This window comes from Streptomyces zingiberis, assembly GCF_012034935.1.
Lineage (GTDB): Bacteria > Actinomycetota > Actinomycetes > Streptomycetales > Streptomycetaceae > Streptomyces > Streptomyces zingiberis.
In genome coordinates this window covers 191863-216861 of record NZ_JAATEN010000010.1, presented here as the reverse complement: position 1 = coordinate 216861, position 24999 = coordinate 191863, and the positions used below count along the sequence as shown (strand labels likewise).

22 protein-coding genes are annotated in these 24999 nt (G+C 73.6%); 8 read left to right on the top strand and 14 right to left on the bottom strand.

Going from position 1 to position 24999, the window contains the following annotated elements; genetic code table 11:
• The 11 genes from HCK00_RS15570 to HCK00_RS15520 all read right to left on the bottom strand — a co-directional run.
• Positions 1–3072: putative T7SS-secreted protein (locus tag HCK00_RS15570; protein WP_168102533.1), on the bottom strand; the 3072-nt coding region annotated here is incomplete at its 3' end.
• Positions 3072–3770 carry a hypothetical protein gene (locus tag HCK00_RS15565; RefSeq protein ID WP_168102532.1) on the bottom strand — a complete coding sequence of 233 codons (699 nt, stop codon included), beginning with the start codon at positions 3768–3770 and terminating at the stop codon, positions 3072–3074. The genes HCK00_RS15570 and HCK00_RS15565, both read right to left, overlap by 1 nt.
• Entirely contained in the window at positions 3767–4234 is a 468-nt protein-coding gene (locus HCK00_RS15560; protein ID WP_311765341.1) for a hypothetical protein, read from the bottom strand. The genes HCK00_RS15565 and HCK00_RS15560 overlap by 4 nt, the downstream gene beginning before the upstream one ends.
• Before the next feature lie 595 nt (positions 4235–4829).
• On the bottom strand, positions 4830–6152 hold the full coding sequence (locus tag HCK00_RS15555) for an MFS transporter (protein ID WP_240965601.1): 1323 nt from the start codon (positions 6150–6152) through the stop codon (positions 4830–4832).
• 358 nt (positions 6153–6510) lie between these two features.
• The gene (gene ectA / locus HCK00_RS15550; RefSeq protein WP_168102530.1) at positions 6511–7086 is read right to left on the bottom strand and encodes a diaminobutyrate acetyltransferase; all 576 of its coding nucleotides are present in this window, start codon (positions 7084–7086) and stop codon (positions 6511–6513) included.
• Positions 7083–7487 (bottom strand): ectoine synthase, encoded by a 405-nt coding sequence (locus tag HCK00_RS15545; RefSeq protein WP_168102529.1) that lies wholly within the window; start codon positions 7485–7487, stop codon positions 7083–7085. The genes ectA and HCK00_RS15545 overlap by 4 nt, the downstream gene beginning before the upstream one ends.
• 161 nt (positions 7488–7648) lie before the next feature.
• Complete coding sequence (locus HCK00_RS15540) at positions 7649–7912, bottom strand: acyl carrier protein (protein ID WP_168102551.1); 264 nt, start codon at positions 7910–7912, stop codon at positions 7649–7651.
• A 32-nt stretch (positions 7913–7944) separates the two neighbouring features.
• Positions 7945–9447 (bottom strand): class I adenylate-forming enzyme family protein, encoded by a 1503-nt coding sequence (locus tag HCK00_RS15535; RefSeq protein WP_168102528.1) that lies wholly within the window; start codon positions 9445–9447, stop codon positions 7945–7947.
• Positions 9444–10487: a holo-ACP synthase gene (locus HCK00_RS15530; RefSeq protein ID WP_311765340.1), complete on the bottom strand. Its 1044-nt coding sequence runs from the start codon at positions 10485–10487 to the stop codon at positions 9444–9446. Before HCK00_RS15530 ends, HCK00_RS15535 begins: the two co-directional genes overlap by 4 nt.
• A complete protein-coding gene (locus HCK00_RS15525; RefSeq protein ID WP_206320395.1) occupies positions 10484–11767 on the bottom strand; it encodes a type III PLP-dependent enzyme in 1284 nt (427 codons plus the stop codon). Before HCK00_RS15525 ends, HCK00_RS15530 begins: the two co-directional genes overlap by 4 nt.
• A gap of 584 nt (positions 11768–12351) precedes the next feature.
• Positions 12352–13455: an LLM class flavin-dependent oxidoreductase gene (locus HCK00_RS15520; RefSeq protein WP_168102527.1), complete on the bottom strand. Its 1104-nt coding sequence runs from the start codon at positions 13453–13455 to the stop codon at positions 12352–12354.
• 606 nt (positions 13456–14061) lie between these two features.
• Here HCK00_RS15520 and HCK00_RS15515 point away from each other — a divergent pair.
• Together HCK00_RS15515 and HCK00_RS15510 are read left to right on the top strand one after the other, a co-directional pair.
• Positions 14062–14694 carry a hypothetical protein gene (locus tag HCK00_RS15515; protein WP_168102526.1) on the top strand — a complete coding sequence of 211 codons (633 nt, stop codon included), beginning with the start codon at positions 14062–14064 and terminating at the stop codon, positions 14692–14694.
• A gap of 88 nt (positions 14695–14782) precedes the next feature.
• Positions 14783–15382: a hypothetical protein gene (locus HCK00_RS15510; RefSeq protein ID WP_168102525.1), complete on the top strand. Its 600-nt coding sequence runs from the start codon at positions 14783–14785 to the stop codon at positions 15380–15382.
• Between the two features lie 317 nt (positions 15383–15699).
• Here the strand turns inward: HCK00_RS15510 and HCK00_RS15505 are convergent, their stop codons facing one another.
• Together HCK00_RS15505 and HCK00_RS15500 are read right to left on the bottom strand one after the other, a co-directional pair.
• Positions 15700–16509: a maleate cis-trans isomerase family protein gene (locus HCK00_RS15505; protein ID WP_375781970.1), complete on the bottom strand. Its 810-nt coding sequence runs from the start codon at positions 16507–16509 to the stop codon at positions 15700–15702.
• 229 nt (positions 16510–16738) lie between these two features.
• Positions 16739–17668 (bottom strand): maleate cis-trans isomerase family protein, encoded by a 930-nt coding sequence (locus HCK00_RS15500; protein WP_168102523.1) that lies wholly within the window; start codon positions 17666–17668, stop codon positions 16739–16741.
• Positions 17669–17931: 263 nt separating this feature from the next.
• Here HCK00_RS15500 and HCK00_RS15495 point away from each other — a divergent pair, with 263 nt between their 5' ends.
• Entirely contained in the window at positions 17932–18909 is a 978-nt protein-coding gene (locus tag HCK00_RS15495; protein ID WP_168102522.1) for a D-2-hydroxyacid dehydrogenase, read from the top strand.
• Positions 18910–19242: 333 nt separating this feature from the next.
• Positions 19243–20673 (top strand): amidase, encoded by a 1431-nt coding sequence (locus HCK00_RS15490; protein ID WP_168102521.1) that lies wholly within the window; start codon positions 19243–19245, stop codon positions 20671–20673.
• A gap of 155 nt (positions 20674–20828) precedes the next feature.
• Here the strand turns inward: HCK00_RS15490 and HCK00_RS15485 are convergent, their stop codons facing one another.
• Positions 20829–21395, bottom strand: a complete 567-nt coding sequence (locus HCK00_RS15485; protein ID WP_240965600.1) for a DUF3830 family protein — start codon at positions 21393–21395, stop codon at positions 20829–20831.
• A 169-nt stretch (positions 21396–21564) separates the two neighbouring features.
• Between HCK00_RS15485 and ehuB the strand changes: the two genes are divergently transcribed.
• The 4 genes from ehuB (at position 21565) to ehuA (ending at position 24719) form a co-directional block, all read left to right on the top strand.
• On the top strand, positions 21565–22464 hold the full coding sequence (gene ehuB, locus HCK00_RS15480; protein WP_168102520.1) for an ectoine/hydroxyectoine ABC transporter substrate-binding protein EhuB: 900 nt from the start codon (positions 21565–21567) through the stop codon (positions 22462–22464).
• Positions 22461–23207, top strand: a complete 747-nt coding sequence (ehuC, locus tag HCK00_RS15475; protein WP_168102519.1) for an ectoine/hydroxyectoine ABC transporter permease subunit EhuC — start codon at positions 22461–22463, stop codon at positions 23205–23207. Before ehuB ends, ehuC begins: the two co-directional genes overlap by 4 nt.
• Entirely contained in the window at positions 23207–23857 is a 651-nt protein-coding gene (gene ehuD / locus HCK00_RS15470; protein WP_168102518.1) for an ectoine/hydroxyectoine ABC transporter permease subunit EhuD, read from the top strand. The genes ehuC and ehuD overlap by 1 nt, the downstream gene beginning before the upstream one ends.
• A 106-nt stretch (positions 23858–23963) precedes the next feature.
• Entirely contained in the window at positions 23964–24719 is a 756-nt protein-coding gene (gene ehuA / locus HCK00_RS15465) for an ectoine/hydroxyectoine ABC transporter ATP-binding protein EhuA (RefSeq protein ID WP_240965609.1), read from the top strand.
• Positions 24720–24999 lie beyond the last annotated feature (280 nt).

Sequence of the window (24999 nt, the reverse complement as noted above, 5' to 3'; positions counted from 1 at the left end):
GCGGCCGAGGCGGTCGCGGCGCAGGAGCACCGTCGCGTCGGGGTTCGAGGTCTCGATGAGGCGGCCGGCGCGGTCGTAGGTGTAGTGGGTGACGGCTCCGGCGGCGTCCTTGGAGGTGATGCGGCCCAGGGCGTCGTGGGTGAAGCGGATCGTCTGGCCGAGGGCGTTGGTGCGGGAGGCCAGGCGGCCGGCCGGGTCGTAGGTGTAGGTGAGGGTGCGGCCGTCGAAGTCGGTCTCCGACCGGAGGCGGCCGGCCGCGTCGTAGTCGTAGGTCCAGGTCAGGCCCTGGGGGTTGGTGACGGTGCGCAGGAGCAGGTCCGGGCCGTGATCGAAGGTGTAGCGGGCGCCGTCCGGGCCCCTCTGCGCGGACAGCAGGTCGAAGTGCGTGTACTCGTACTCGGTGACGGCGCCCATCGCGTCCGTGTACGCGGTGCAGTTGCCCTCCCCGTCATACGCCCAGGACTCCTCCGCGCCGTCCGGTCCCGTGCGGCGGAGCAGCTTGCCCTCGACCGACCACACCAGACGCGTCACCCCACCCACCGGATCCATCACGGACACCACCCGGCCGAAAGCGTCCCGCTCGTAGCGCGTCGCACCACCGAGGGGGTCGGTGACGGTGCGGAGGCGCCCGGCCTCGTCGCAGTGGAGGGTGGTGGTGTGGCCGAGGGCGTCGGTGACCGCCGTGGGGTGGCCGCGGCCGTCATAGCTGTAGTGGGTGGTGGCGCCGGAGGGGTCGGTGAGGGTGAGGCGGTTGCCCGACGCGTCATAGGTCTGCTGCCAGGTGGCGCCGCCTGGGTGGGTGACGGTGGTGGGCAGGCCCAGGTCGTTGTAGGTGGCCGTGGACGTGGTGCCGTCGGGGTGATGGACGGCGGTGAGGTGACCCGCCTCGTCGTGGTGGAAGGCCGTGGTGTGGCCGAGGGGATCGGTGCGGGAGGCGACGCGGTCGCGCTCGTCGTACGTGGTGCGGGTGACGGCGCCGGTGGGGTCGGTCTCGGCGAGGATGTTGCGGCGCGCGTCGATGAGGTAGCGGGTGGTGTGGCCCTGGGCGGTGGTGACGGTGGTGGTGCGGTGGCCCGTCGCCGGGTCGGGGTCGGTGTAGGCGATGCGGAGGGCGAGGTGGCCTTCGGTGCCACCCTCGGCGACACAGCGGTGGCGGTCGTCGTAGACGTAGTCGTAGCGGCGGTCGTTGGTGTCCGTCCACGCGGTGACGCGGTGGTCGGCGTCGTACGCGAAGCGGAGGGGGAGGCCGGAGGAGCCGGTGACCTCGGTGAGGTCGCCGTCGGTGTAGCCGTAGCGGACCAGCTCCAGGTCCGTGCCGTCCTCGGCGGCGCCCGCCAGGTGAAGGGCGGTGATCCGGCCCTCGGCGGTGGTGAACCTCAGGCGGGGGCCGGCGCCGTGGGCGATGGCGGCCGGAGCGCCGTCCTCGGTGTACTCGAAGGTGAGGCTGTGACCGTTGCGGTCGGTGATCTCCGCGAGGCGGGCCTCGCCGTCGCCGCCCGGGGGCACGCCCTCCGGTCCGGTGAAGTGACGGACGAGGCCGGTGGCCGGGTCGGTGACGGTGTAGTCGCCCTCGGGGGTACGGGCCAGGGGGCGGCGCGGGCCGGCCGCGGGGAGGACCGGCTCGCCGGGCGCCGGGTGCGGGTAGGCCGGCAGCAGGCCGTCCTCCGCGACGAGGACGACGCCCTCCGCGTCGATCTCCAGCCGCTGGTCGGCGGTGGAGGACCAGGACGGGCCGAACCAGCGTCCGGCGGTGTAGCCGGACTCGGCGCGCCGGGTGAAGACCAGCGGCAGCGCGCCGGGCAGCGCCACGTCCGTCTGCGGCAGGAACATCCTGCCGGTGGCGAGGTCCACCGGGTCGGTGCCCTTGCAGGTCTTGTCGCAGTCGGGGGTGGAGTGCTCGCGGTGCCCGTCCCGGTCGAGGAGGGAGCGGCCAGGTTTCGCGCCCTCCCGGGCCGCGCTCAGCCCCTTCTTCGCCGAGCCGAGACCGCGGGTGCCGAGGAGTTCGGGGAGGAGACGGCCGGTGCCCTCGGCCGGGTCCCGGGAGAAGTCGTTCCACATCGACGTCACCGCCGCGCCCGGGTCGTTGACCGTGCGGAGCAGGCCGGCCGTGGTCGAGTTGAGGTTGGTGACGTACTCGGCGGGGTGGGTGGCGTTGTACGGGTGGACGGGGTTGACGGCGTGGGCGAAGTCGAGCAGCCCGGCGGTGCCCTTGAGGACACCGCCGAGGAAATGCGAGGAATTGAGCCGCATGCCGACGACGCCGTCCTGCACCTGCTCGGCGTAGGACGGGGCGGCCGGGGCCTCGTCCCGCGCGGCACCGACGGAGGTGGCGGCGGCGCGCCGCGCGGTGTCCCGCTGGCGCCGCGCCTCCGCCAGCAGTTCCTCGGCGGCCTCGCGCTCCGTCGCGCCGGGATCGGTGAACGCGCCGGGTTTCTCCGGGAGTGACGCCGGGTCCCGGCGCTCCGCCGGGCCCGCGTTGTACGCCTCGACGGCCGCGTTGTACGCGTCGATCCGGCCGGCGTGCGCGGTGCGGGCCTCCGCCGTGAGCCGCTGCCCGCGCCGGTACTTCTCAATCGCCAGTTCGGCCTGGCCCTGGGCCCACTCCACCGTGACCGCGAAGTCCTCCAGCGCCTCGGCGGCCTTCTCGCAGGCGTCGGCGGCGGTGAACCAGCGCTTCGGCTCGCCCGCGAGCTTCCCGGCGAACGCCTCGGCCGCCTCGCCCTTCAGCGTGCTCGGGTCGACGGCCTTCAGGCCCTTGCCGACGCTCTCGAACGCCGTGCGGAAATCGGTGAGGTGGGCGGCGGTGGAGCGCAGCTTGGCGGGGCTGCCGTGGATGAGCTTCTTCGGCTCCTCGCTCTGGCCGAGCCGCAGCTCGTCCACGCCGGCGCCGAGGGCGTTGGCGGCCGAGTCGGAGGTGTCGCGGACCCAGCGGGCGCCGCCCCGCCAGCCGAGGTCGTCCAGCCGGTCCGCCGTCCAGTCGCCGGCGTCGTCGATGGCCTCGCCGACGTCCTCGGCGCGGTCCTCGACCCACTGTTCGACCTCGTCCGGGATGAAGTCCCCGATACCGGCCATCAGCCGTCACCCCCGCCGGGGTGGTCCGGGCCGCCGGCGCCCCGCTGCCCGGGGTGCTCGCCGTCCCCGGCGCGTTCGGCCCTGCCGGCGCGCTCCTCGGGAGACGGGCCGAAGACCTCGTCGACGCCCTGCCGGTAGGTGGTGTCGTCCAGGCCGATGAGGTCTCTGATCGCGGAGGTGCCCTCGCCGCCGGCGCCTTCGGTGGCCACGGAGCGGCCGGTGTCGAGCCAGGTCTGCCGCATGTCCTCGCCGGCCTGGCGGAAGGAATCGGCACTGTAGTCGGGGGCGTCCGGGGTGACAATGTCCAGCCAGCCCTGTTGGCCGAGTTCCTCCTCGGTGGCGTGCGGGTTGCCGGTGGCCAGGACGGCGTTGGCGGTCACCTTGAAGGTGGTGCCCCAGTAGGCGTCCTCCTCGTGGAGCAGGCCGGCGGCGAGGCCGAGCCGGGCGGCCAGTTCGTTGGCGTCCTGGACGAGGGCGCGCACGCCCCACTCCCACCGGTCGCAGAACTGTTCGAAGGGGTCGGCCAGTTCGGCGCCGCCCGCCTCCATCGGGGCCAGCGCCAGCTCGGCGAAACCGCTGCCCTGGAGGGCGCCGGTGCCGTCACCGACCTCCTTCAGTTCGCCGATCGCGGCGGTCAGGCCCTTGGTGATCAGCTCGACCGCCTGGCGGCTGATGTTCAGGTCACCCTCGCCGCTCATCCGCCCCACCCCTTCCTGCGCGGGCCGGGCACGCCGCCGGCCCACTCCACGGCCGGCGGGGCTCCGGCGGACGGCACGCCCGCCGTGGCGGCGCCACCCGTCGGGGCGTCACCCGGCCGGGCGTCCACGGCGACGGCCTCGGGGACGATGCCGCGGACCGGGGGCAGCAGCATCGCGCCGTCCTCCTCCGCCACGTCGATCGCGACCCCGGTGGGGCCGTCGGACCCCGGGACCAGGACATCCAGCACGCGCGCTCCGAGGACGGACGCGTACTCCCAGGGGCCTCCGGGCCCCCCGGGCTGCCGCCGTTCGCCCGGCATCGGGCCGCGCGCCAGCGCGAACCGGGCCAGCTGCGGCTCACCGGTGAAGGCGTAGATCCAGCGGATGCCGCCGAGACGGCCCGTCATGCAGCGGCCGCCGCTCAGCGGCAGCAGCACCACCGTCCGCCGGAACTCCCCCACCATGGCGGCCGGTTGACCGCTTCCCGCGCGGACCGCGGCGATGCGCCCGGCCAGGTCCGGTGGTTCCGGTAAGCCCGGCAGGGCCGGCAGCCCCGGCTGATCCGGCACGACCCCCGGCAGGTCTCCCGGACGCGGCGGGCCGGACAGCCCGCGCGGCTCCGGTGCGTCCGGTGTGTTCGGTGTGTCCGGCAGGTCCGGCACGTCCGGCACAGCCCCTCCCCCGTGATCGCCGGTGAGTCCCCCGCGAGCCCCCGCCGGTGCGCGGGCTCCCGTGATCGGCGGTGCTTCTCCGTCAGCTCCCGCTCACCGTCGGTACGTTAACGGGTCGGGCCGACAGCGGGGGACCCGGCCTTCCCGGCTGTGGACAACCGGGAGCCGGAGCCCGTGGCGAGGCCCCCGGACGCAGGGCGGACACGGTGCAGGGACAAGGCGGAGGCACGGGGCGGAGCGCGGTACAGAGGCAAGACGGACGCACGGGCGGGCGCACCACCGGTGGCCTCCCGAGCGCGGCCCGTACCACCGGGCCGCGGGTGCCACCGTCGGCACCCGCGGCATGGGCAGCACCGGAGGTGGGCCCCGGCGGCCCGGCCCGGCGCCCCTACCTCCGCCCGGCGGTGTCGGCGGATTCCACGGTGACGACCGCCGGGTCCCGCGGCGGGCGGGCGCGGCGGACGGCGAGGGAGAGCCCTGCGGCGGCCACGCAGGCGGCGCCGAGCGTGACCCAGACCGGGTCGTAGGAGCCGAAGGTGTCGCGGGCGACCCCGCCGAGGGAGGCGGCCAGCGCCGCCCCGACCTGGTGGGCGACGCTCGTCCAGCCGAAGACGATCGCGCTGTCCTCGCCGTAGAACTCGCGGCACAGGGCGATGACGGGCGGGACGGTGGCCAGGTCGAGCAGGCCGAAGAGCGCCACGAAGACCATCATGGACGGGTTGACGGACGAGGCCATCAGCAGCGGCAGGCTCGCCAGCAGGGCGCCCCGGAGGACGAAGTAGACGGCGAGCAGCCGGCGCGGGTCCACGCGGTCGGTGAGCCAGCCCGAGGCCACGGTCCCGGCGACGTTGAACACCCCGATGAGGGCGAGCAGGGTGGACGCGGTGGTCACGGGCATGCCGTGGTCGTGGGCGGCCGGCGCGAAGTGGGTCCACATGATGCCGTTGGTGGTGGCACCGCAGATCGCGAAGAGGCCGGCGAGCAGCCAGAACGGGAAGGTCCGCGCGGCCTGGAGGAGCACGGCGACGGTACGGCGGGCCGCGCCGGGCACCGGGGGCGGCTTGGGGACGAAGGTGTCACCGCCGTAGGGGCGCTGCCCCACGTCGGCGGGGTGGTCCCGCAGCACCAGCAGGATCAGCGGCGCCACGGCCAGCGCGGCCAGCGCGAGGGTGAACAGCGCGGGGCGCCAGTCGTGGCGGTCGATGATCCAGGAGAGCCCCGGCAGGAAGACCATCTGCCCGAGCACACTGCCGGAGGAGAGGATTCCGGTGACCAGGCCACGGCGCTGGACGAACCAGCGGTTGGTGACGAGCGCGCCGAAGGTCATGGAGAGGGAGCCGGTGCCGAGGCCGACCAGGAAGCCCCAGAAGAGGGTGAACTGCCAGGCGGCGGTCATCACCGTGGTGAGCAGGGCGCCACCGGCGACGGCCGCCAGCGCGGCGGCGACGACGCGGCGGATGCCGAAACGGTCCATCAGGGAGGCCGCGAAGGGGGCGGTGAGCCCGTAGAGGACCATGTTCACCGAGGCGGCGAAGCCGATCTCCCCCCGGGACCAGTGGAATTCGTGGTGCAGCGGTGCCTGGAGGATGCCGGGCATCGTGGAGAAGGCGCCCGCGGCGACGATCGCCAGCCCGCTGACGGCCGCCACCCACCAGGCGCGGCGCCCCGGGGCGGTACGAGGGTGTCCGGTCGTGGTGGTCGTGGAGTCCATACGTGTCATCTTTCGCGCGGTGAGGTGTCCATACCACTGGATTCGGAACACGGGGAGGAAATGCGCGGCGGAGGACGGACGCGCTCCACCCGTGCGGCGGGGCGGTCCCGGCCTGCCGCACCGCCGGCGCGCCCCCCGGCCGCCCCGACGCGGGGACGTGTGGCCGCCCGAACGCGCGGACGACCCGCGGAACGGGCCGCCGCCCGGCGAGGGTTCCGCACGGGGCCACGGCGCGCCCATGGGTCCGCGGGACGGCCGGGCGGGACGGGCGGACGAATCACCGCTCGCCCGCCGCCCGGCCCCCGGAGCTGCCGGGGAACCGGGCCGGCGGCGAACGTGCGGCGGCCGTTCCACCCGGTCAGCCGGCGGGGCCGTCCGGGGTGCGGGGCGTGAGGGGGCCGATCCGGTAGAGGACCTCCTCGTGGTGGCCGCCGGGCCCGGCCGGGTCCCCATGGTCCCCGCCGTCGGGGAAGAGGTCGGCGGGGAAGAGGACGCTGGTGGCCACCTCGGCCTTGTACCGTTTCGCGCACTTCTTCAGCACCATGATGATGGACTTGTTCGTCGCGGAGACGGTGGCCTCGATGTAGCGGGCCCCCTTCTCCACGGCCCGGTCGGCGGCGCGCTCGAAGAGCTGCACACCGAGCATCGGGATGCCGTGCCGCGGCTTGGCGGCCTCCTGCCACACCAGGTAGGTGTCCGGCGCGTCCGGGCGGAAGTAGCCGGTGAGGAAGGCGACGACCTCGTCGTCCACGGTGGCGACCAGCGAGGTCTCGGCGAAGTCCCGGCACCACAAGGCGTAGTGGTACGGGCTGTTGGTGTCCAGTTCGTCGGTCTGTTCGGCCATCCGCCAGAGGGCGGGGGCGTCCTCGATCCGCGGGGTGCGGTACCGGGGCCGCACCCGGGCGCGTTCGGCCGGCGGGCTGGCGGTGGTCATGCGGTGCTCCCCTCCGTCACGAGCGGGTAGACGCCGTTCTCGTCGTGGTCCTCGCGGCCGGTGACCGGCGGGTTGAAGACGCAGACGAAGCGCGAGTCGGTCCGGGCCCGGAGCGTGTGCTTCTCGTGACCGTCGAGGAGGTACATCGTCCCGGGCGTGATCAGGTGCTTCTCGCCCGTCTCGTCGTTGGTCAGCTCGGTCTCGCCCTCCACGCACAGGACGGCCTCGATGTGGTTGGCGTACCACATGGAGGTCTCGGTGCCCGCGTAGACGGTGGTCTCGTGCAGGGAGAAACCGACGCCCTCCTTGGCCAGGATGATGCGTTTGCTCTCCCAGGTGCCGGAACGGGACCTGATGTGGCGGTCGGTGTTCTCGATGTCCTCGAAGGAACGGACGATCACGGAGCGTGCTCCTCTCGCTGGGATGGCGTCGGGATCCGGTGATTCCCGGTGTAATTCCGGTGTGATTCGGCGGGTTTCCGGTGCCGTTCCGGCGGGTTCTCCCCGGGGCTCGGTGCGGCGGCGCCGGCGTACGGCTGCCGGCGAACGGCGGGCTCAGGCGCTCAGGCCGCCCGCTCCCCGGCGAGCTGGGCGAGGGCGAAGTCGGTGAAGGTGTCGACGGTCTCGAAGTCGTCGGCCTCGAGTTCCTCCGGGTCCACCTCCAGGCCCAGGGAGTCCTCCAGGTGCATCAGCGTCTCCAGCATCGTGGTGGAGTCCAGGTGCAGGTCGTCGAAGAGCCGGGTCTCCCCGGTGAGTCCGGTGACCTTCCGGTCCAGCACCTCGCTGAGGGCGCTCTCCAGGGCGGCGGTCACGTCGGCGCGGCTCATACTCATGGTGGTTCGTCCCTCCGTCGGTTCGTTCAGCTGTGCGCGGCGTCGTGGATCAGTGCGGTCAAGGCCCGCCGGTCGGTCTTCCCGTTGGTGTTGACGGGCAGTTCGGGAACGGGGACGCAGCGGCGGGGGATCTTGTACTCCTCGATCAGGCCCCGCATCCGGTCCAGCACCTCGGACGGGGCCAGGTCGCCCACCACGGCCAGGACGGCGGTACCGCCGTTCTCCGGTCCGGGCGGCAGGACGGCGGCCGAGGCGACGCCCTCCACGCGGCGCGCCGCCGCCTCGACCTCGGTGGCGCTGACGCGGAAGCCGCGCTCCTTGTAGAGGTCGTCCCGGCGGCCGGAGAAGTAGAGGTACCCGTCCTCGTCCAGCCGGCCGTAGTCGCCGGTCCGCAGTTCCGGGAAGAGGCCCTCGCGCAGGTGGAAGCGTTCGGCGGTGAGCTCCGGGCGGCGCCAGTAGCCCGCCATGACGTGGGGGCCGCGGACGACGAACTGGCCGATCTCGCCCGGGCCCAGCCGCGCGCCGTCGTCCCCGATGGTGAAGACCTCGGTGCCGGGCAGCGCCGTGCCGGAGGAACCGGGGCGGCGCAGGTCCCCGTCGGGCGGCATGATCGTGGCCCGCTTGCACTCGGTGAGGCCGTACATGAGCTGGACGGAGAGGGTGGGCATCGCCTCGCGGAGCGTCGCGATGGTGGTGTCGGCCAGGGCCGCTCCGGTGTTGGTGAGCAGCCGGAGGCGGGGCCGGTTCCGGGCCCGGCGCACCAGCCAGGCCAGCCGGTCGGAGACCGAGGGCACCGAGGCCAGCACCGTCGCTCCGCTGGTCTCCAGGGAGCGGAGCAGCGGCGGACCGGTCTCGGCGACGCTGCCGGCCCTGAGCCGGGCGCCGGCCAGGAAGGTCAGGAACACCTGGTAGAGGCCGTAGTCGAAGGAGAGCGGCAGGGGGCTGTAGACGACGTCGTCGGCGCGGTAGGCCAGGCGGTCCTGGATCGCGTGGACGGCGAAGAGCATCTGCTGGTGGGTGCAGACGACGGCCTTCGGCAGCGATGTGGTGCCCGAGGTGTAGATCAGGCAGACGGCGTCCACCGCGAGCGGTGCGGGCAGGGACGGCCCCGCGCCCTCGCGCGGCCCGGGCGCCTCGCGCACCTCACGGGAGCCGAGCACCCGCACGCCGTGGGCGGTTGCCGTGGCGGACACGCCGGGGTCGTCCGTCACCAGCACCGCGGGCTCGCAGTCGGTCAGCACGTGCTCCAGCGGGCGCTCCCGCACCTGTTCGTGGAGGACGCTGAACATGGCGCCGGCGCGCGAGGCGGCGTGCACCGCCACCGTCACGGTGATCGCGTCCGGACTGGAGATCACCACGCGGTCGCCGCGGCGCACCCCCGCCGTGCGCAGCAGGTGGGCCGCGTTCCGGGAGGCCGTCGCGAGCGCGCCGTAGGTGACGGAGTCCGTCGCCGTCTCCAGCGCCGTGCGGCCGGGGGTGGCCTCGGCGGCCTCGTCGAGCAGGCTGTGGAGCAGCCGGGGCGCCGTCACCGCGCACCTCCCGCAGGTGCGGCGGCGCTCGGGGTCCCCGCGCGCCGGTCCCCGGTCTTCCGCGCGCCGCCGGTGGCGGCGGGACCCGGGCTCCGCCGGGGCTTCGGCGCGACCGTGACCGCGGTGGCCGTGCAGACGGTGACGGGTTCGTCGAGGACGTGCGCGGCGCTGGGGGAGTCGCCGGACGCCGTGATGACCTTGCGGGCCTCCAGGGCGACGAAGCGGCGCAGCTTGGTGCGGCGGGTCAGCCGGGCGGTGGCCTCGATGTAGTCGCCGGGACGCACCGGCGCGGTGAAGGTGACGTCCGAGTACTCGGCGAGGAGTCCTTCGTCGCCGTCGGCACGGATGGTGATCTCCGTGACGAGGTCGCCGAAGAGGCGCAGGATGCGTGCGCCGTCGACCAGGCCGCCGCCGTAGTGGGCGTCCTCCTGGCCGATCCGTACCCGCAGCCGGGCGGTGCAGGCGGGGTCAGTGTTGTCCGTAGAGGCGGTGTTGTCCGTGGGATCGGTGGGGCCGTGTTCGTCACGGTCTTCGCGGTCGTCGTGGATGGCCGTGGCCATGGGGCTGTTCTCCTTCCGGTGGCTCGTGGGCCGGCCGGACCGGCCGGACGGGCCGGGGCGCCAGGGCCGGCCGGGCCGGCTGCTCGTGGGCGGGTCCTGTTCCGTCGTCAGGGCGACGGCCGCGACCACGTCCCCTTTGTGGGTGATGGAGACCCGGACCGAGACCTCCCGGCCGATCTCCGCGGCTTCGGCTCTCAGTTCGACGTGGGGCGACCCGTCGGGAGCGCGGTCGACGAGGATGTCGCGTGGCGCGACGCCCTGGAACAACCCCCGGCCGAGCGCCTTCAGCACCGCTTCCTTGGCGGCGAACCGGCCGGCGAGGTATTCGAGGCGCCGCGCGCCGCTCAGCCCACGGGCGCGGGCGAGTTCCTCGGGGGCGTAGCAGTGGCGGAGGAACCACGGGCGGCGGAGGAGCCCCGCCAGTTCGCTCCGGTCCAGGACGTCCAGGCCCACGCCGGCCGGACGGGGCCGGGGCGTCACGGTGTTTCGTCGAGCGGCGCCAGGCGCTGGGGGGCCAGCAGGTCCTCGGGGGTGTCGCGTTCCCGCACGAGGAGCGGGCGGCCCCGGTGGACGAGGATCTCCGCGGGGTACCCGTGGCTGAGGAAGAGCCCGGGTGAGGCGGTGGGCCCGTAGGCGCCGGAGCGTTCGATACCCAGCAGGTCCCCGGGGCGTACCTCCGGCAGCTTCGCCTTCTTCACGACGGTGTCGTTCGGCGTGCAGAGCGGGCCGGTCACCGTATAGGTGCCGTCCGGCGGGGCGCCGGGGCGGTCCAGATTCCGGATCGGGAAATTCCGCTTGACGAAGCTCCCGATGCCCACGGCCGCCATGTGGTGATTGGTACCGCCGTCCGCGATGACGAACGTTTCCCCCATGGATTCCTTCACATACAGGGCGCGGGTGACATAGGTGCCCGCGTCCGCCGTGAGGAAGCGGCCGAGTTCCATGATGACGCGGCATTCCGGATGGCGGTCCCGGAATCCCGCGACGGGGTCGCGCATTCCGTCCCCGAGCCCGGCGATGTCGATACCCGATTCATTCTCGAAGTAGGCCACTCCCAGGCCGCCCCCGAAATCCACCGTGCGCAGCGGCACACCGAGGTCCTTGGCGAGGTGTTCCGCCATGGCGAGGATGCGCGCGGTATTGTCCACGACATCCTGATGGTTGAGGAACCGGGTCCCCATGTAGGCGTGGAAACCCTTCACCTCGATGTGCCGGAGCGCGCCGAGCTCGTCCCCGGCCGCTCGCACCACGTCCTCGTCCATCCCGAACTGGCGCGGCTTCCCGCCCATCGACAGCCCGGACCCCTTGCTGGTGAAGCCGGGGTTGACCCGCAGGAGGACCGGGACGGGCCCCGCGCCGGCCGCCGCGGCCACCTCGTCGAGCAGCCGTACCTCCGGCAGGGACTCGCACACGACGGCGTGGATCCCCGTGGCCACGCAGGCCGACAGATCGGCCTCGGTCTTTCCCGGGCCGAGAAAGATGATGTCGTCCGGATCGATTCCGGCGCGCAGCGCCGTCATGAGTTCGACGGCCGAGGAGACCTCGGCACCGGCGCCCTGCCGGCCCAGGAAGGAGCAGACGCTGATGTTGGGGTTCGCCTTCAAGGAGAAGAGGATGTCCACCCCGGACGGCAGGACCTCGTCGAGCCCGTGGAACGTATCCGCCAGCACCTGCGAGTCGTAGACGAAGAAGGGCGTGCCGTATTTCTCGGCGATATCCCCGACCGGGACCCCCTGAATTTCGGTCGATGACTTCGACAACTGAACCTCCCCGTTACCGTCACCGTCATCGGATTCGGATACCCAGAAGGTAGGTGACCGGAGAGGGGAAGGGCGAACGGCACCCGGCGGAACGAGCCATCCTCGGGATTCGGGAGATGGGGAGGACCGAGGTCGTGTGCCCGCCCCTTTTCGCCGGCACACCCCGGCGGCCGGACACCGTGACGCACATCACAGATCAACTGCCCGTAATGGCGCGATCCCCTGCCGTGATCATGGATGGCGGGTACCGGCCGCACCTCCTCCACCCCTCGCCCCACCATGACCGGAAGTGATACCCCGGCCGGGTCAGGACAAGATCTCTTGGCCTGCGGAGCGGCACCGCGGGAAACCAGCCGTGCGCGCACGCGCGAGGTGGGCCACCCCGGACGCGGCGCGGCCAGGCGCGCCGGAGAGGGCCGGAAGCGCCGGGGCACCAGCCGGAAAGGCCCGGCCGGTCCGGCCGGGCCTTCCGCTCACCGCCGCATCCGCGCCACGTCCGCCGCGCACCGGCCGCCGGCCCCCGGCCTCGGCCCGGCCCGGCGCCCCCGGCCCGAGCCGGGGCGGGCGGCGGCCGGTCGCGGTGGTCAGCCGCCGGACCCGTCCGTCATCCCGTAGGCGTCCGCGATCAGTTCGTAGGAGCGGACGCGCTCCCGGGCGCCGTGCACGTTCGCGGTGATGATCAGCTCGTCGGCGCCGGTGCGCTTCGCCAGGCCGTCCAGCCCTTCGCGGACCGCGTCCGGCGTCCCGTGGACGATGTTGCCGAGCCAGCCCTCGACGAAGTCCCGCTCCCGGGCGCTCCACGGATACGCCTCGGCCTCCTCCGGCGTGGGGACGAGTCCGGGCACTCCGGTACGGAGCCGGAGCATGCCGAGGGCGCCGGTCATCACCTGGCGGCGGGCCTCCCGCTCGTCCTCCGCGGCGAACGCCGCGACGCCGATCGCCGCGTACGGCGCGTCGAGGACGTCGGACGGGCGGAAGCTGTGCCGGTACAGCTCCAGCGCGGGGAGCGTGTTGGCGGCGGAGAAGTGGTGGGCGAAGGAGAACGGCAGCCCCAGTTCACCGGCGAGCTGGGCGCTGAAGCCGCTGGAGCCGAGGAGCCACACCGACGGCCGCCCGGGGTGCTCCGCACCACCGCCGGCCGTGGCCTGGACGGGGCCGGGCACGGCGTGGATACGGCTGTACGGGTGGCCGTCGGGGAACGTGTCGTCCAGGAAGCGGATGAGTTCCGCGAGCTGGCGGGGGAACTCGTCGGCGCCTTCGTGCAGCCGTTCGGTGCGGCGCAGCGCGGCGGCGGTGGCGCCGTCGGTGCCGGGGGCCCGGCCGAGGCCGAGGTCGACCCGGCCCGGGGCGAGGGCTTCGAGGGTGCCGAACTGCTCGGCGACCACCAGCGGGGCGTGGTTGGGCAGCATCACCCCACCGGAGCCGAGGCGGATGCGCTCGGTGTGCGCGGCGAGGTGGGCGAGGATGACGGCCGGCGAGGAGCTGGCGATACCGGGCATGGAGTGGTGCTCGGCGACCCAGAACCGGTGGTACCCGCGGCGTTCGGCGACGCGGGCCAGCTCGGCGCTCGTGCGCAGGGCCTCCCGCGCGGTGGTGCCGCTGCCGACGGTCGCGAGATCGAGTACGGAGAGCGGGACCGGGGCGGTCCCGCTCGCCGTGCCGCGGATGGTGTCGTGCTCGGTGGCCATGCGGCCTGCCTCCCTGACGGTGGTGCGGTGCTGGGTGGTGCTGCGCTGCGGTGCCGGGTGCTGCTGTGCTGTCTCGTGTGTTGTCTCGTGTGCTGTCTCGGTGTGGTGCCGCCGCCTGACGTACCGGTGCCAAGGTGCGGACCGGACCGCGCCGCCCTGCGGCCACGCGCCTTCACCGCGGCGGAGAAGGATAACCGGAGAGAGCGTCCGCTTATTCCCGCTCGCACCGGACCGGATCCGGCGCGCCCCCTGGCCCGCCCCGGCGCGGGCCCGTCGCGCGCCGGATCTCGCCCCCGGACAGCCCGCCAGAGCGCTTATCGCATAAATGGGCGAAGGAGACATCAAGCGGGAAATGAAGCCAAAGGCTGAACAATACGGGGAATCGCCCCGTGTTCTCCCCTAGATTGATCCCGCGGCCGCCGCCTCCGGGGCAGAGTGCCTCCGGCGACTCCGCGGCGGCTCGGGGGAGTTCTCATGCGGACGTCACCGCGTACATCTCTGGGCGCATCACCGCGTACCTCGCGTCCTTCGGCACATCCCGCGCGGCGTTCCCCGTCGCGCCCGTCGCTGTGGAAGGCCGCGGCCGTCACCACCACGGCCCTGACCATGGCCGCCGTACCGGCCACCGGAGCGGGACACGCCGCCGGTGGCCCGGCCGCCCTCGGGGCCGGGCAGCGGACCTTCACCTCGACGGCCGGCACGGGCGGCGAGCGGACCACCCTGCGGGTCACCCTGGACGAGACGGCCGACGGCTCCTCGCCCGAGCTGACCGCCACCGAGCGGAAGCGGCTCCGCACCCTGCTGAGCGCCCCGCCGGCGAGCGCCGGCGCCCGGCCCGGCACGGCATCGGCCGCCGGGCCGGGCAAAGCGAAGGCACCGGGCGTCCTGCGCTGCAACACCAACCCGAGCTGGAGCGACTCCAACGGCACCCTGAACGCCCGCTTCAACTGCCGCCACAACACGATCAACTGGGGTTACAAGATCTCCGCCCAGGTGAAGTCGATCATCACAAGCTCCGTCAACGAGCGCGGGGTCAACTGGTGGCGCAACGGCAGGCGGATGCCGGCGAACGCGGGGCACGTGGTCGGCAAGGACTACCACTTCCACGGCACCCTCAAGCCCGTCCACCATGATGACGTCGTGCAGTTCCAGGACTACATGACCTTCCGGGTGCGGATCGGCGGGCGGCCCGGCACCGGCTCGATCACCTGGGCGGCCAACGTCCGGGCGAAGCGGTAGCGGCGGGGAGCGGCAGAAGGACGGCGAGCCCGCAGTCAGGCGCGAGGGCCGCGGGCGGGCACGAGGGCCGCGGGCGAGAGGAACGGCGATGGTGGCACGGCGGAGCATCGGCACCGTCCGGAGCTGGGCGGAGTCGGTGCTGCGCGGGCTCGGCCCGCCCGCCGGCCACACGCTGGCGGTCTCGGCGGCACCACCGGAGGAACCCAACCCGCCCGGCTCCGGACGGCCCGGCGGGAGATTCGGGCCCGGCGAGGAGCTCGGGCCGGGCGAGCCCGCCGGGCCGTCGCCCTCCCCCGCGTACCGCTCACATCTGTGGCTGGACGGGGACGCCGGGGGCACGCCCGCCGGTGCGGAACCGGGCGGGCCCGGCGCGGCGCCGCCGGAGCGGGAGGCCGGCGCACCGACGGGCGGCGGGCCGTCCGGTGTGCTCGTCACCCTGGGCTTCGCCGACGGGTCGGCCGTGGGCGTCCGCGTCGACGACGCCCTGGACGACGCGCAGGCCCTCGCCCTGCTCGCCGGGCAGCTCCAGGACGGCGTGGTGGAGGCGGCCGGCGGGGCGCCGCTCCCGCCCTGTCCCGAACCGGGGCACGGCCACCCCGCCGCGGTGGACGTGGTGGACGGCACCGCTTCCTGGGTGTGCCCCACGACCGGCACGGCACGGCCCGTCCTCGGGCCCGAAGCCGGGTGACCGGCCGGCCGGGACGGGCTGGTGGGTGACCGGCGGCCGACCGGGACCCGTCTCTCCGTCCGGACGGGTGACGGGGTCCGCGCGAGGCGCCGGTGAAGTGCCGGCCGCCTCCGCGGGGCCGGTCAGGTCTGGTCGTACGCCACGCCGATCGTCCTGTAGGAGGCCGGGCCCCGCCGAGGGGTCATGACCGTGGCGACCCGCTCGGCGGCTCGGGGCCGGTGATCAGTTCTCCGGCCCCGGCCCATCCCCCGCTCCGGCTCCGGCTCCGGCGAGCGGCCCGGCCGCGTACCGGTCGAACGCCCGCCCGCAGGAAGGGCTCAGCCCGCGGTGAACAGGGCGCCCAGCGCGGGGCGGTTCGGCAGCGGGTGGTCCAGCAGCCGCAGGCCCTCGCGGACGGTGACCTGGTTGGCGGTGAGCACCGGCTTGCCCAGCTCGGCCTCCAGGTCGGCGAGGTATGCCGCGGTGTGCAGGGCGGTGTCCGGCAGCAGCACGGCCTGCGCCTCGGGGTGGTCGCCGGCGCGGGCGAGCTCCAGCACCTCGGCCCGGCCCCAGGTGCCGACCTCGGCGGCGGTGATGATGCCGCTGCCGCGGGTCCCCACCACCTCCGTGCCGAAGCTCATGAGGAAGTCCCGGAACAGCTCGGCCACGTCCTCCGGGTAGGTGGCCGCGATGGCCACGCGTTCGACGCCGAGGTCGCCGATGGCGTGCGCGAAGGCGAAGGAGGTGGACGAGGCGGGCAGCCCGGCCACCCCGGCCAGCTCACGCACCTGCTGCCGCGCGCCCTCGCGGCCGAAGACAAAGCTGGCGCTGGTGCACGCCCAGACGACGGCCTGCGCGCCCAGCGCCTTCAGGTCGGCGACGCGCGCGGCGAGCCGGGAGGCGGAGCCCATCTCCAGCAGGGCGTCGACCCGGTGGGCGTCCTCCCCGATGTCGGTGTGGACGAGCGGCAGCCGGACGGACGGCGCCGGTCCGGCGGGGGCCGTTCCGGCAGCGGCGGCTCCGGTCGCGCTCTCGGGGGTCTCCCCGCCGGTACCGGTGGACCCCGCGCCACCCGCGAGCATGGCCTCCAGCCGCGGGTAGTCGTCCTCCGCCGAGTACCCCGGGTAGAGGAAGCCGACGGTGGGCACCGCGCCGTCCCGCTCGCCTCCGTCCGCCACCGCGGTGGCCGTCGCCGTCCCGTCCGCCGTCGCCGTCCCGCTCACCGTGCGCTCCGCCATGTCGGCCCTTTCTCCGTGTCGTTCACCGTTCCGCCGCGCGGGGCCCCGCTCCGCGCGGTCAGCTCTCCGGGCGGCCACCGCCCGCCGCACCCCCTGCTCCGTTCCTCCGTCTTCCGTCGAGGGCACCTGCTCCGGCCCCTCACAGGGGCGCCGGGCCGGACGGGTCGTCCGGGTAGGGCGGGGCGTCGAGGGCGTCCCCCGGGTCGGTCTCGGCGGAGCCGGCGCCGGGCGGGCCGGCGAACGCCGCCTCCGGCTCCCCGCGCCCGTCCTCGCCGGGCGGCGCCGGGCGGGGCAGCGGGACCTGGTGGGCGGACATCGAGGCGGGCCCGCGCCGGGCCACCGGGTCGAGCAGGGCCTGGTACGGGCCGACCGCCTGCTCCCCGATGCGCCGCAGCGCCGCCCACATCGTGACCTGGTTCGCGGAGAGCACGGGCATCCGCAGCTCCGCCTCCAGCTGCGGGATGACGTCGTACGTGGGCAGGTTGGTGCAGCTGATGAAGAGCGCCTCGGCGCCGTCGGTCACCGCCCGCCGGGCCATCTCCACCACCGACCGGTAGGACACCTTCCAGATGTGGCAGGTCAGCCCGAGGAAGGCGCGGTCGGTGACGGTCACCCCGCCCTCCGCCAGGTAGTCCTCCAGGGACTGGGTGACGGAGGCGGTGTACGGGGTGACCAGGGCGATCCGCCGGGCGCCGATCTCCTCCAGCGCGTCGAGCAGGGCGCCGGAGGTGGTCAGGGCGGGCATCTCCCCGGTCCCCTCCATCGCCGCGCACATCGCGCGCTCCCCGGCGATGCCGGTGACGAAGCTGCCGGAGGTGCAGGCGTAGGCGACCACCTCGGGGCTGACCGCGCACAGCGCCTGCGTGGCCGCCCGGAGGGTCTCGTGCTCACTGACCATCCGGGCCAGGTCGAGGCTCACCTCGACCGGTACGTACGGCGTGCGGGTCAGGTGGAGCGACACCTGATCGGGAACCCAGCGCCAGAGCTCCCGGTCCAGTGCGAAGTCGAACGGTGCCACGACACCCACGCCGCGTTGCGGGCGGGGGCCACCCAGAAAAGAGACGTCCATTCCAAGCCCCAATACGAAACGGAGGGGAGGGCAGCAGGGCAGGGTCGCAAAAAAGAGACCGGAGCCAGGGGAACCAGGGCGAACGAAAGCCGTACACGCCGGGACGCCGGGGACGGAACCACGCAGGTTCGCCCGGGTCGGCATTACCCGTGTTGACGAAGGTAGTTTCCGGTCCCTAGCGTGGTCAATCCCACTTCTGCCGCCGTTTTTCACGGTGGTTCTCCCAGCGAAGCGGAGGCAGGTTTCGAAATGGTTTCCCGCCCATGACCGACAGCACCCTGCTCGTCCTCGGCGGCGAGCCCGCCCCCCGCCTGGACCGGCTCGCCGGCCGTGCCCGCGTGCTCCACGCGCCCGACGCCGGGGCCCTGGCCCGGCTGCTCCCGTCCGCCGACGCCCTGCTCGTCTGGGACTTCACCTCCGACGCCCTGCGCGAGGCCTGGCCCGGCGCGGACGGGGGCCCCCACCCGCGCTGGGTGCACACCGCCAGCGCCGGTGTGGACCGGTTGCTCTTCCCCGCACTGACCTCGTCCGACGCCGTGATCACCAATGCCCGGGGGATCTTCGAGCAGCCCATCGCGGAGTACGTCGCCGGGCTCGTGCTCGCCATGGCGAAGGACTTCCCCGGCACCTGGGAGCTCCAGCGCCGGCGGGAGTGGCGCCACCGGGAGACGATGCGGGTCGCGGGCAGCCGCGCGGTGGTCGTCGGGTCCGGCCCGATCGGCCGGGCCGTCGGCCGCACGCTCGCGGCACTGGGTGTCGTGGTGGATCTCGTCGGGCGCACCGCCCGGGAAAGCGATCCGGAATTCGGGCGGGTGTATGACAACCTTGCCCTCCCGGAGCTCCTCCCGGCGGCCCACTGGGTCATTTCCGCCGCCCCGTTGACGGAAGACACCCGGGGAATGTTCGGGACCGGGACCTTCGCCCTGATGCGTCCCGGTGCCCGGTTCGTGAATGTCGGGCGCGGTCCCTTGGTGGTGGAATCGGAGCTCGCCGAATCATTGGCCGAGGGCCATCTCGCGGGAGCGGCACTCGATGTCTTCGAGGAGGAGCCGCTGGCGCCCGGCAGCCCGCTGTGGGACGCCCCCGGGCTGCTGGTGTCCCCGCACATGAGCGGCGACACGGTGGGGTGGCGGGACGCGCTCGCCGAGCAGTTCATGGACAACTTCGACCGCTGGGTGGCCGGGAAGCCCCTGGAGAACGTGGTCGACAAGGAGCTGGGGTACGTACCGGCGCCGTCCTGAACCGGCGGTGGCGCGCGGGGGCGGCCGTCCGCCACCACCGCCACCCGCCACCCGCCACCACCGGAAGCGCGTCACCGCCGGTGAGCCACCACCCCGGCGGCACCCGGTACCCACCGGCACCGGGTGCCGGTCCCGCCCCGTTCCGCCACCGGCCGGGCAGGGCACCGGCACAGCCGGACCATCGTCCCCCCGGCCGCTCGCCCCCGCCACGGCAACCGGCCCCGGCACCCCCCGTCGCCACCTCCCCCTCACCCTCGCTCCGGCCCTCACCCACCCCCGTCCCGCCGCCCCGGCGCGCCGTTCCAGGCCCGCGCCGGACCCGTTGGAGGCTCCATGACCGAACTCGCGGACCTCACCGCCACCCAGCTGCTCGCGGGCTACGCCTCCCGAGCCTTCTCCCCCGTCGAGGCCACCCGCGCGGTCCTCGACCGCGCCGAACGGACGGACCCGGTGCTCAACGCCTTCGTCCGGCTGGAGACGGAGAGCGCTCTCGCGCAGGCCGCCGCGTCGGAGGAGCGCTGGCGCCGCGGCGAACCGGCCGGGCTGGTCGACGGGGTGCCGGTCTCCGTGAAGGACCTGCTGCTGCTCCGCGGCGGCCCGACCCTGCGCGGCTCCCGCACCGTGGACGAGCGCGCGGACGACCCGGCGGCCTGGCGGGAGGACGCCCCGTCGGTGGCCCGGCTGCGGGAGCACGGCGCGGTGTTCACGGGCCGGACGACCACCCCCGAGTTCGGCTGGAAGGGCGTCACGGACAGCCCGCGGCACGGGGTCACGGTGAACCCCTACGACCCCGGGCGCACCGCGGGAGGTTCCAGCGGCGGGAGCGCGGCGGCGGTGGCCGCGGGCGCGGGCCCGCTGAGCCTCGGCACCGACGGCGGGGGCTCGGTCCGCATCCCCGGTTCGTTCTGCGGGATCTTCGCGCTGAAGCCGACCTACGGCCGGGTGCCGCTGTACCCGGCGAGCCCGTTCGGGACGCTGGCGCACGTCGGCCCGATGACGCGGGACGCGCGGGACGCGGCGCTGATGATGGATGTGATCACGGGCCCGGACTGGCGCGACTGGTCGCAGGGCGACCGCTCCCCGGCGGACTTCCGCGAGGGGCTGGAGCGGGGCACCGAGGCGGTCGCCGGGCTGCGCGTGGCGTTCAGCCCCTCCTTCGGCGGGCGGGTGGACGTCCAGCCCCGGGTGGCGGCGGCGGTGCGGCGGGCGGTGGAGCGGCTCGCGGCGCTCGGCGCGCGGGTCGAGGAGGTCGATCCGCCGCTCGCGGACGATCCGGTGGAGGCGTTCCACACCCTGTGGTTCAGCGGCGTGGCCCGCGTGGTGCAGCCGCTCGCCCCCGAGCGGTGGGAGCTGCTGGAGCCGGGGCTGCGGGAGGTGGCCGAGCAGGGCGCGGCGTACAGCGCGCTGGACTACCTCGCCGCGGTGGACGCGCGGATGGCGCTCGGCCGCGAGATGGGCCGCTTCCACCGCGACCACGACCTGCTGGTGACGCCGACGATGCCGGTCACCGCGTTCGAGGCGGGCGCCGAGGTGCCGGCGGGCTCGGGGCTCACCCGCTGGACGGGCTGGACGCCCTTCACATACCCGTTCAACCTCACCCAGCAGCCGGCCGCGACGGTGCCCTGCGGGCGGGACGGCGACGGGCTGCCGATCGGGGTGCAGCTCGTGGCGGCGCGCCACGCGGACGGGGTGGTGCTGCGGGCGGCGCACGCGCTGTACGAGGCGGGCGTGACGGACGGCGTCGAACCACCGGTGCTGGGGTGAGGTGGCGGTCCGGGGCGGTGCCGGTGGCCGGACGGCGGCCGGGCCCGGGGTCGTGACGGAGGCCGCGGGCGGCGGCCGGCCCCGGGGTGGTGAGGGAGGCCGCGGGCCCGGCGGGGGACGGGCCCGGCGCCGGTGCCGGGCCCGTCCCGCCGATCTCAGAGGCGCCGGAAGGTGAGGCTCTCGCCGAGGGCGCCGGCCCGCCAGAGGTCCTGGCAGGCGTCGGCCATGCGGTCGAGGCCGTCGACGACCGCGCCCCAGACGATGCCGGGGACCCACCCCGCGTCCCCGTTGATCAGCAGGTTGTTCCGCTCGTAGAAGAGGGCGAGGTCGACGACCTGGTGGCGGCCGCGGTGGGCGGCCTCCTCCTCGTAGCCGTAGGAGGCCGTGCCGAGCTGGGTGTCACTGAAGGTGAAGTAACAGAGGTCACCCGGGATCGGGGTGATCGTCGGGTTCTCCAGCGGGGGTTCGGCCGGGGCGAAGGGCGGCAGCAGGGTGTAGATCTCGTTCCGCGCGTACTTCGCGTGGTAGACGTCACCGCCGAGCGGGAGGGCGTTCCAGACGGCCTCGCACGTGATCGGCGCCCGGTCGTCCAGCAGCCGTGCGGTGCAGCTCACACCGCGTTTGGCCAGGGAGACCTCTATGTGGCGGACGGGGCGCTCGGGCTGTTCGGCGCGTTCCGGGCCGGCGGGGCCGGCGGGGCCGTGGGCTGCGGGGTCGGTCATTCGGATGCTCCTGTCGATCGTTCCGGAGGGGTTCCGGGCGCGGCGGCGCGGTCGCGCTCTTATGGTGACGTAAGTGGATCAATCACAACAGAGCCGTCTCGGATCTCGGCTAGGTTTCGGGCTGGAAACGGTCGGCATGAAAATCCGACGTTCGGGTAGCGGGCCGCCCATGGCTCGACCACGCGGGAACGATACGTATCGGATCGGCCGCCGCACCCTGCTGGCAGGGGCGGCGGCTTTGAGCGCGTTGGGGGCGGTCGGTTGCAGCCGGGTCTCCACCGCCGACGTGAGGAACGGGGGAGACCTTCTGGAGCGCCTGCGGGCGCAGGGGTTCGTGAAACTGGGCCTCGCCGGTGAGCAGCCGCTCAGCTACATCGGCAAGGACGGCAAGATGACCGGTTACGCCCCGAAGGTCGCGCAGCGGATCTTCGAGCGGCTCGGGGTTCCCGAGGTGCGGCCGTTCCCGACGGAGTTCGGTTCCCTGATCTCCGGCCTGAACTCGCAGCAGTTCGACGTGGTCGCCGCCGGCATGTACATCAACCCGACGCGCTGCGCGCAGGTGATCTTCGCCGACCCCGAGTACCAGATGGTCAGCGCCTTCATCGTGCGCAAGGGCAACCCCATGAACCTCAACAGCTTCGAGGACGTGGCCAAGAGCGGCGCACGGTTCGCGACGGGATCCGGCTACGCCGACATCGCGTATGCCCAGGAGGTCGGGATCAAGAACATCATGACCCTGCCCGACCAGCTCGCCGGGGTGCTCGCGGTGGAGCAGGGCCGGGCGGACGTCTTCTCGGGCACGGCCGTGAGCATGCGCAACGCGGTCAAGCAGGCCGGCTCCCGGCGGGTCGAGGCGACCGAGGAGGTCCAGGCGAAGATCGACGGCGAGCCCGTCACCGATGCCGGGGCCTTCGCCTTCCGCAAGGCAGAAACGAATCTCCGCGACGCGTTCAACCGCGAGCTGCACAAGATGAAGGACAGTGGCGAACTCCTGCGGATCATGCGTCCCTTCGGTTACACGGAGGAGCAGATGACGGACCTGACCGCAGAGGAGAAGTGCCGGCCATGAGCGAGCTCACCTGGGGGCTGTGGCAACTCCTCCTCAGCGGTGTGTGGGTCACCGTCCAGCTGACCGTCTACAGCGCCGTGCTCGGCGCCGTCGTGGCCTTCACGGTCGGCATCGCCCGGACCCACCGGCTGCGGGCCGTCCGGTTCCTCTCCGGTCTCTACCTGGAGATCTTCCGGGGAACCTCCGCGCTGGTACTGATGTTCTGGCTGTTCTTCGTCCTGCCCGTGGCCTTCGGCTGGCAGCTGCTGCCCCTGTGGGCGGCGACGCTCGCGCTGGGCTTGTCCTACGGGGCCTACGGGTCGGAGATCGTGCGCGGTGCCGTGCAGGCGGTGGCACCGGCACAGCGGGAGGCGGGCATCGCGCTCAGCTTCACGCCGATGCAGCGGATGCGGCGGATCATCCTGCCGCAGGCCTGGCCCGAGATGGTCCCGCCGTTCAACAACCTGCTGATCGAGCTGCTCAAGGGCACCGCCCTCGTCTCGATCATGGGCGTCGGCGACCTGGCCTTCGGCGCCTCCCTGGTCCGCAACGCGACCGGGGACAGCGCGCCCGTCTACACGATCATCCTGATCATGTACTTCGTCCTGGCGTTCGTCCTCACCCGCGGGATGCGGGTCGTGGAGCGGCAGGCGAAGACACGGATCGGGCAGCGGCCGGAGCCCAGGAGCGGCCTGCTGAGCAAGGTGAATCTCCGCGAGCGCACCGGGATCTCGGACAGCGCCGCCGGGGCGGGGGGTATCTGATGCAGTGGGACTGGTCGGCGGTCGCCGACTTCATGCCGGACTTCTGGCGGGGTGTGCTCGTCACCCTCCAGGCGCTGGTGCTCGGCTCGCTCATGGCCTTCTCCCTCGGCCTGTTCTGGGCGCTGGCCCAGCGGTCGGAGATCAAGGCCGTGCGCTGGCCCGTACAGGTGTTCACCGAGTTCGTCCGGAACACGCCGCTGCTGGTGCAGCTGTTCTTCCTCTTCTACGTGCTGCCCGAGTGGGGTCTCACCCTCTCTCCCCTGGTCACCGGCGTGATCGGGCTGGGGCTGCACTACTCGACGTACACCGCGGAGGTCTACCGGGCCGGGATCGACGGCGTGCCGGCGGGCCAGTGGGAGGCGGCCACCGCGCTCTCCCTGCCCCGGGTGCGCACCTGGACCGCGGTGATCCTGCCGCAGGCGATCCGCCGAGTCGTCCCGGCGCTCGGCAACTACGTCATCGCGATGCTCAAGGACTCGCCGATGATCGCCACGATCGGTGTGCTGGAGATGCTCGGCGAGGCGCGCCAGTTCGGCGCCCAGACCTTCGTCCTGACCGAGCCCATCACGATCGTCGGCATCGCCTTCATCCTCATCGCCTATCCGGCTTCCCTCCTCATGCGCGTTCTGGAGCGTCGTCTTGTCCGCTGAAAGCAGCCTTCCGAAGGCCACCCCGACCCCTGACCCGACCTCCGGCCCGGCCGCCGAGCCGGCCACCGGACCGGCCGCCGCACCCGCCGCCACGAGCGCCGCCGAGCTGGTGCGCTTCGACGGCGTGACGAAGCGGTTCGGCACCAACACCGTCCTGGACAACCTCGACTTCTCCGTGGCGCCGGGCAAGCACGTGACCCTGATCGGCCCGTCCGGCTCCGGCAAGACGACGATCCTGCGGCTGCTGATGACGCTGCTGCGGCCGGACGAGGGCACGATCTCGGTGGACGGGGAGTACCTGACCCACGAGACGAAGAACGGCAAGCTCGTCCCCGCGGGCGATCGCCACGTCCGCGAGGTGCGCAAGAAGATCGGCATGGTCTTCCAGCAATTCAACCTCTTCCCCAACATGAAGGTGCTCCGCAACGTCATGGAGGCGCCCGTCCACGTGCTCGGCATGAGCAAGGACGAGGCGGAGCAGCGCGCCCGGGACCTGCTGGACCTGGTCGGCCTGGCCGACAAGGCCGACGCCTACCCGACGCACCTCTCCGGCGGGCAGCAGCAGCGGGTGGCCATCGCCCGCGCGCTGGCCATGCGCCCGCAGGTGCTGCTGCTGGACGAGGTGACCTCGGCGCTCGACCCGGAGCTGGTGGCCGGTGTGCTGGACGTCCTGCGGAACATCGCCACCACCACGGACATCACCATGCTGATCGTCACGCACGAGATGAGCTTCGCCCGGGACATCTCCGACGACGTGCTGATGTTCGACAAGGGGCGGGTCATCGAGTCCGGCCCGCCGGCGAAGATCTTCACCGAGCCGGAGAACGAGCGGACCCGGGAGTTCCTGAGCGCGGTGCTCTGACCTCCGGACCCGCGGGGGCACGGCCCCGCCGGGAGGTGAGCCCACCGGGGCATGCTCACGGCCGGGCACGATCACGACGGGGTTTGCCCGGGGCTTGCCCGGGGCTTGCCCGGGCTTGCCCGGGACGGCCCCACCGCCCCGAGGGGCACGCGGCCCGTTCCGCCGGAGGACGGCGGGGCGGGCCGCCGCCGTGCCCCGCCCCCTCCGCCGGACCGTTTCTCCGCCCACCCACCGCGTCGCACATGGCCCGGGCATATGCCAATGTGCGGTGCTTCCGGAA

Coding starts and splice junctions, on each gene's coding strand:
- HCK00_RS15565 (WP_168102532.1), bottom strand. CDS start 3,770: ATGAGCGGCGAGGGTGACCTGAACATCAGCCGCCAGGCGGTCGAGCTG.
- HCK00_RS15560 (WP_311765341.1), bottom strand. CDS start 4,234: ATGGTGGGGGAGTTCCGGCGGACGGTGGTGCTGCTGCCGCTGAGCGGC.
- HCK00_RS15555 (WP_240965601.1), bottom strand. CDS start 6,152: ATGGACTCCACGACCACCACGACCGGACACCCTCGTACCGCCCCGGGG.
- ectA (WP_168102530.1), bottom strand. CDS start 7,086: ATGACCACCGCCAGCCCGCCGGCCGAACGCGCCCGGGTGCGGCCCCGG.
- HCK00_RS15540 (WP_168102551.1), bottom strand. CDS start 7,912: ATGAGCCGCGCCGACGTGACCGCCGCCCTGGAGAGCGCCCTCAGCGAG.
- HCK00_RS15520 (WP_168102527.1), bottom strand. CDS start 13,455: ATGGCCACCGAGCACGACACCATCCGCGGCACGGCGAGCGGGACCGCC.
- HCK00_RS15515 (WP_168102526.1), top strand. CDS start 14,062: ATGGCCGCCGTACCGGCCACCGGAGCGGGACACGCCGCCGGTGGCCCG.
- HCK00_RS15510 (WP_168102525.1), top strand. CDS start 14,783: ATGGTGGCACGGCGGAGCATCGGCACCGTCCGGAGCTGGGCGGAGTCG.
- HCK00_RS15500 (WP_168102523.1), bottom strand. CDS start 17,668: ATGGACGTCTCTTTTCTGGGTGGCCCCCGCCCGCAACGCGGCGTGGGT.
- HCK00_RS15495 (WP_168102522.1), top strand. CDS start 17,932: ATGACCGACAGCACCCTGCTCGTCCTCGGCGGCGAGCCCGCCCCCCGC.
- HCK00_RS15490 (WP_168102521.1), top strand. CDS start 19,243: ATGACCGAACTCGCGGACCTCACCGCCACCCAGCTGCTCGCGGGCTAC.
- HCK00_RS15485 (WP_240965600.1), bottom strand. CDS start 21,395: ATGACCGACCCCGCAGCCCACGGCCCCGCCGGCCCCGCCGGCCCGGAA.
- ehuB (WP_168102520.1), top strand. CDS start 21,565: ATGGCTCGACCACGCGGGAACGATACGTATCGGATCGGCCGCCGCACC.
- ehuC (WP_168102519.1), top strand. CDS start 22,461: ATGAGCGAGCTCACCTGGGGGCTGTGGCAACTCCTCCTCAGCGGTGTG.
- ehuD (WP_168102518.1), top strand. CDS start 23,207: ATGCAGTGGGACTGGTCGGCGGTCGCCGACTTCATGCCGGACTTCTGG.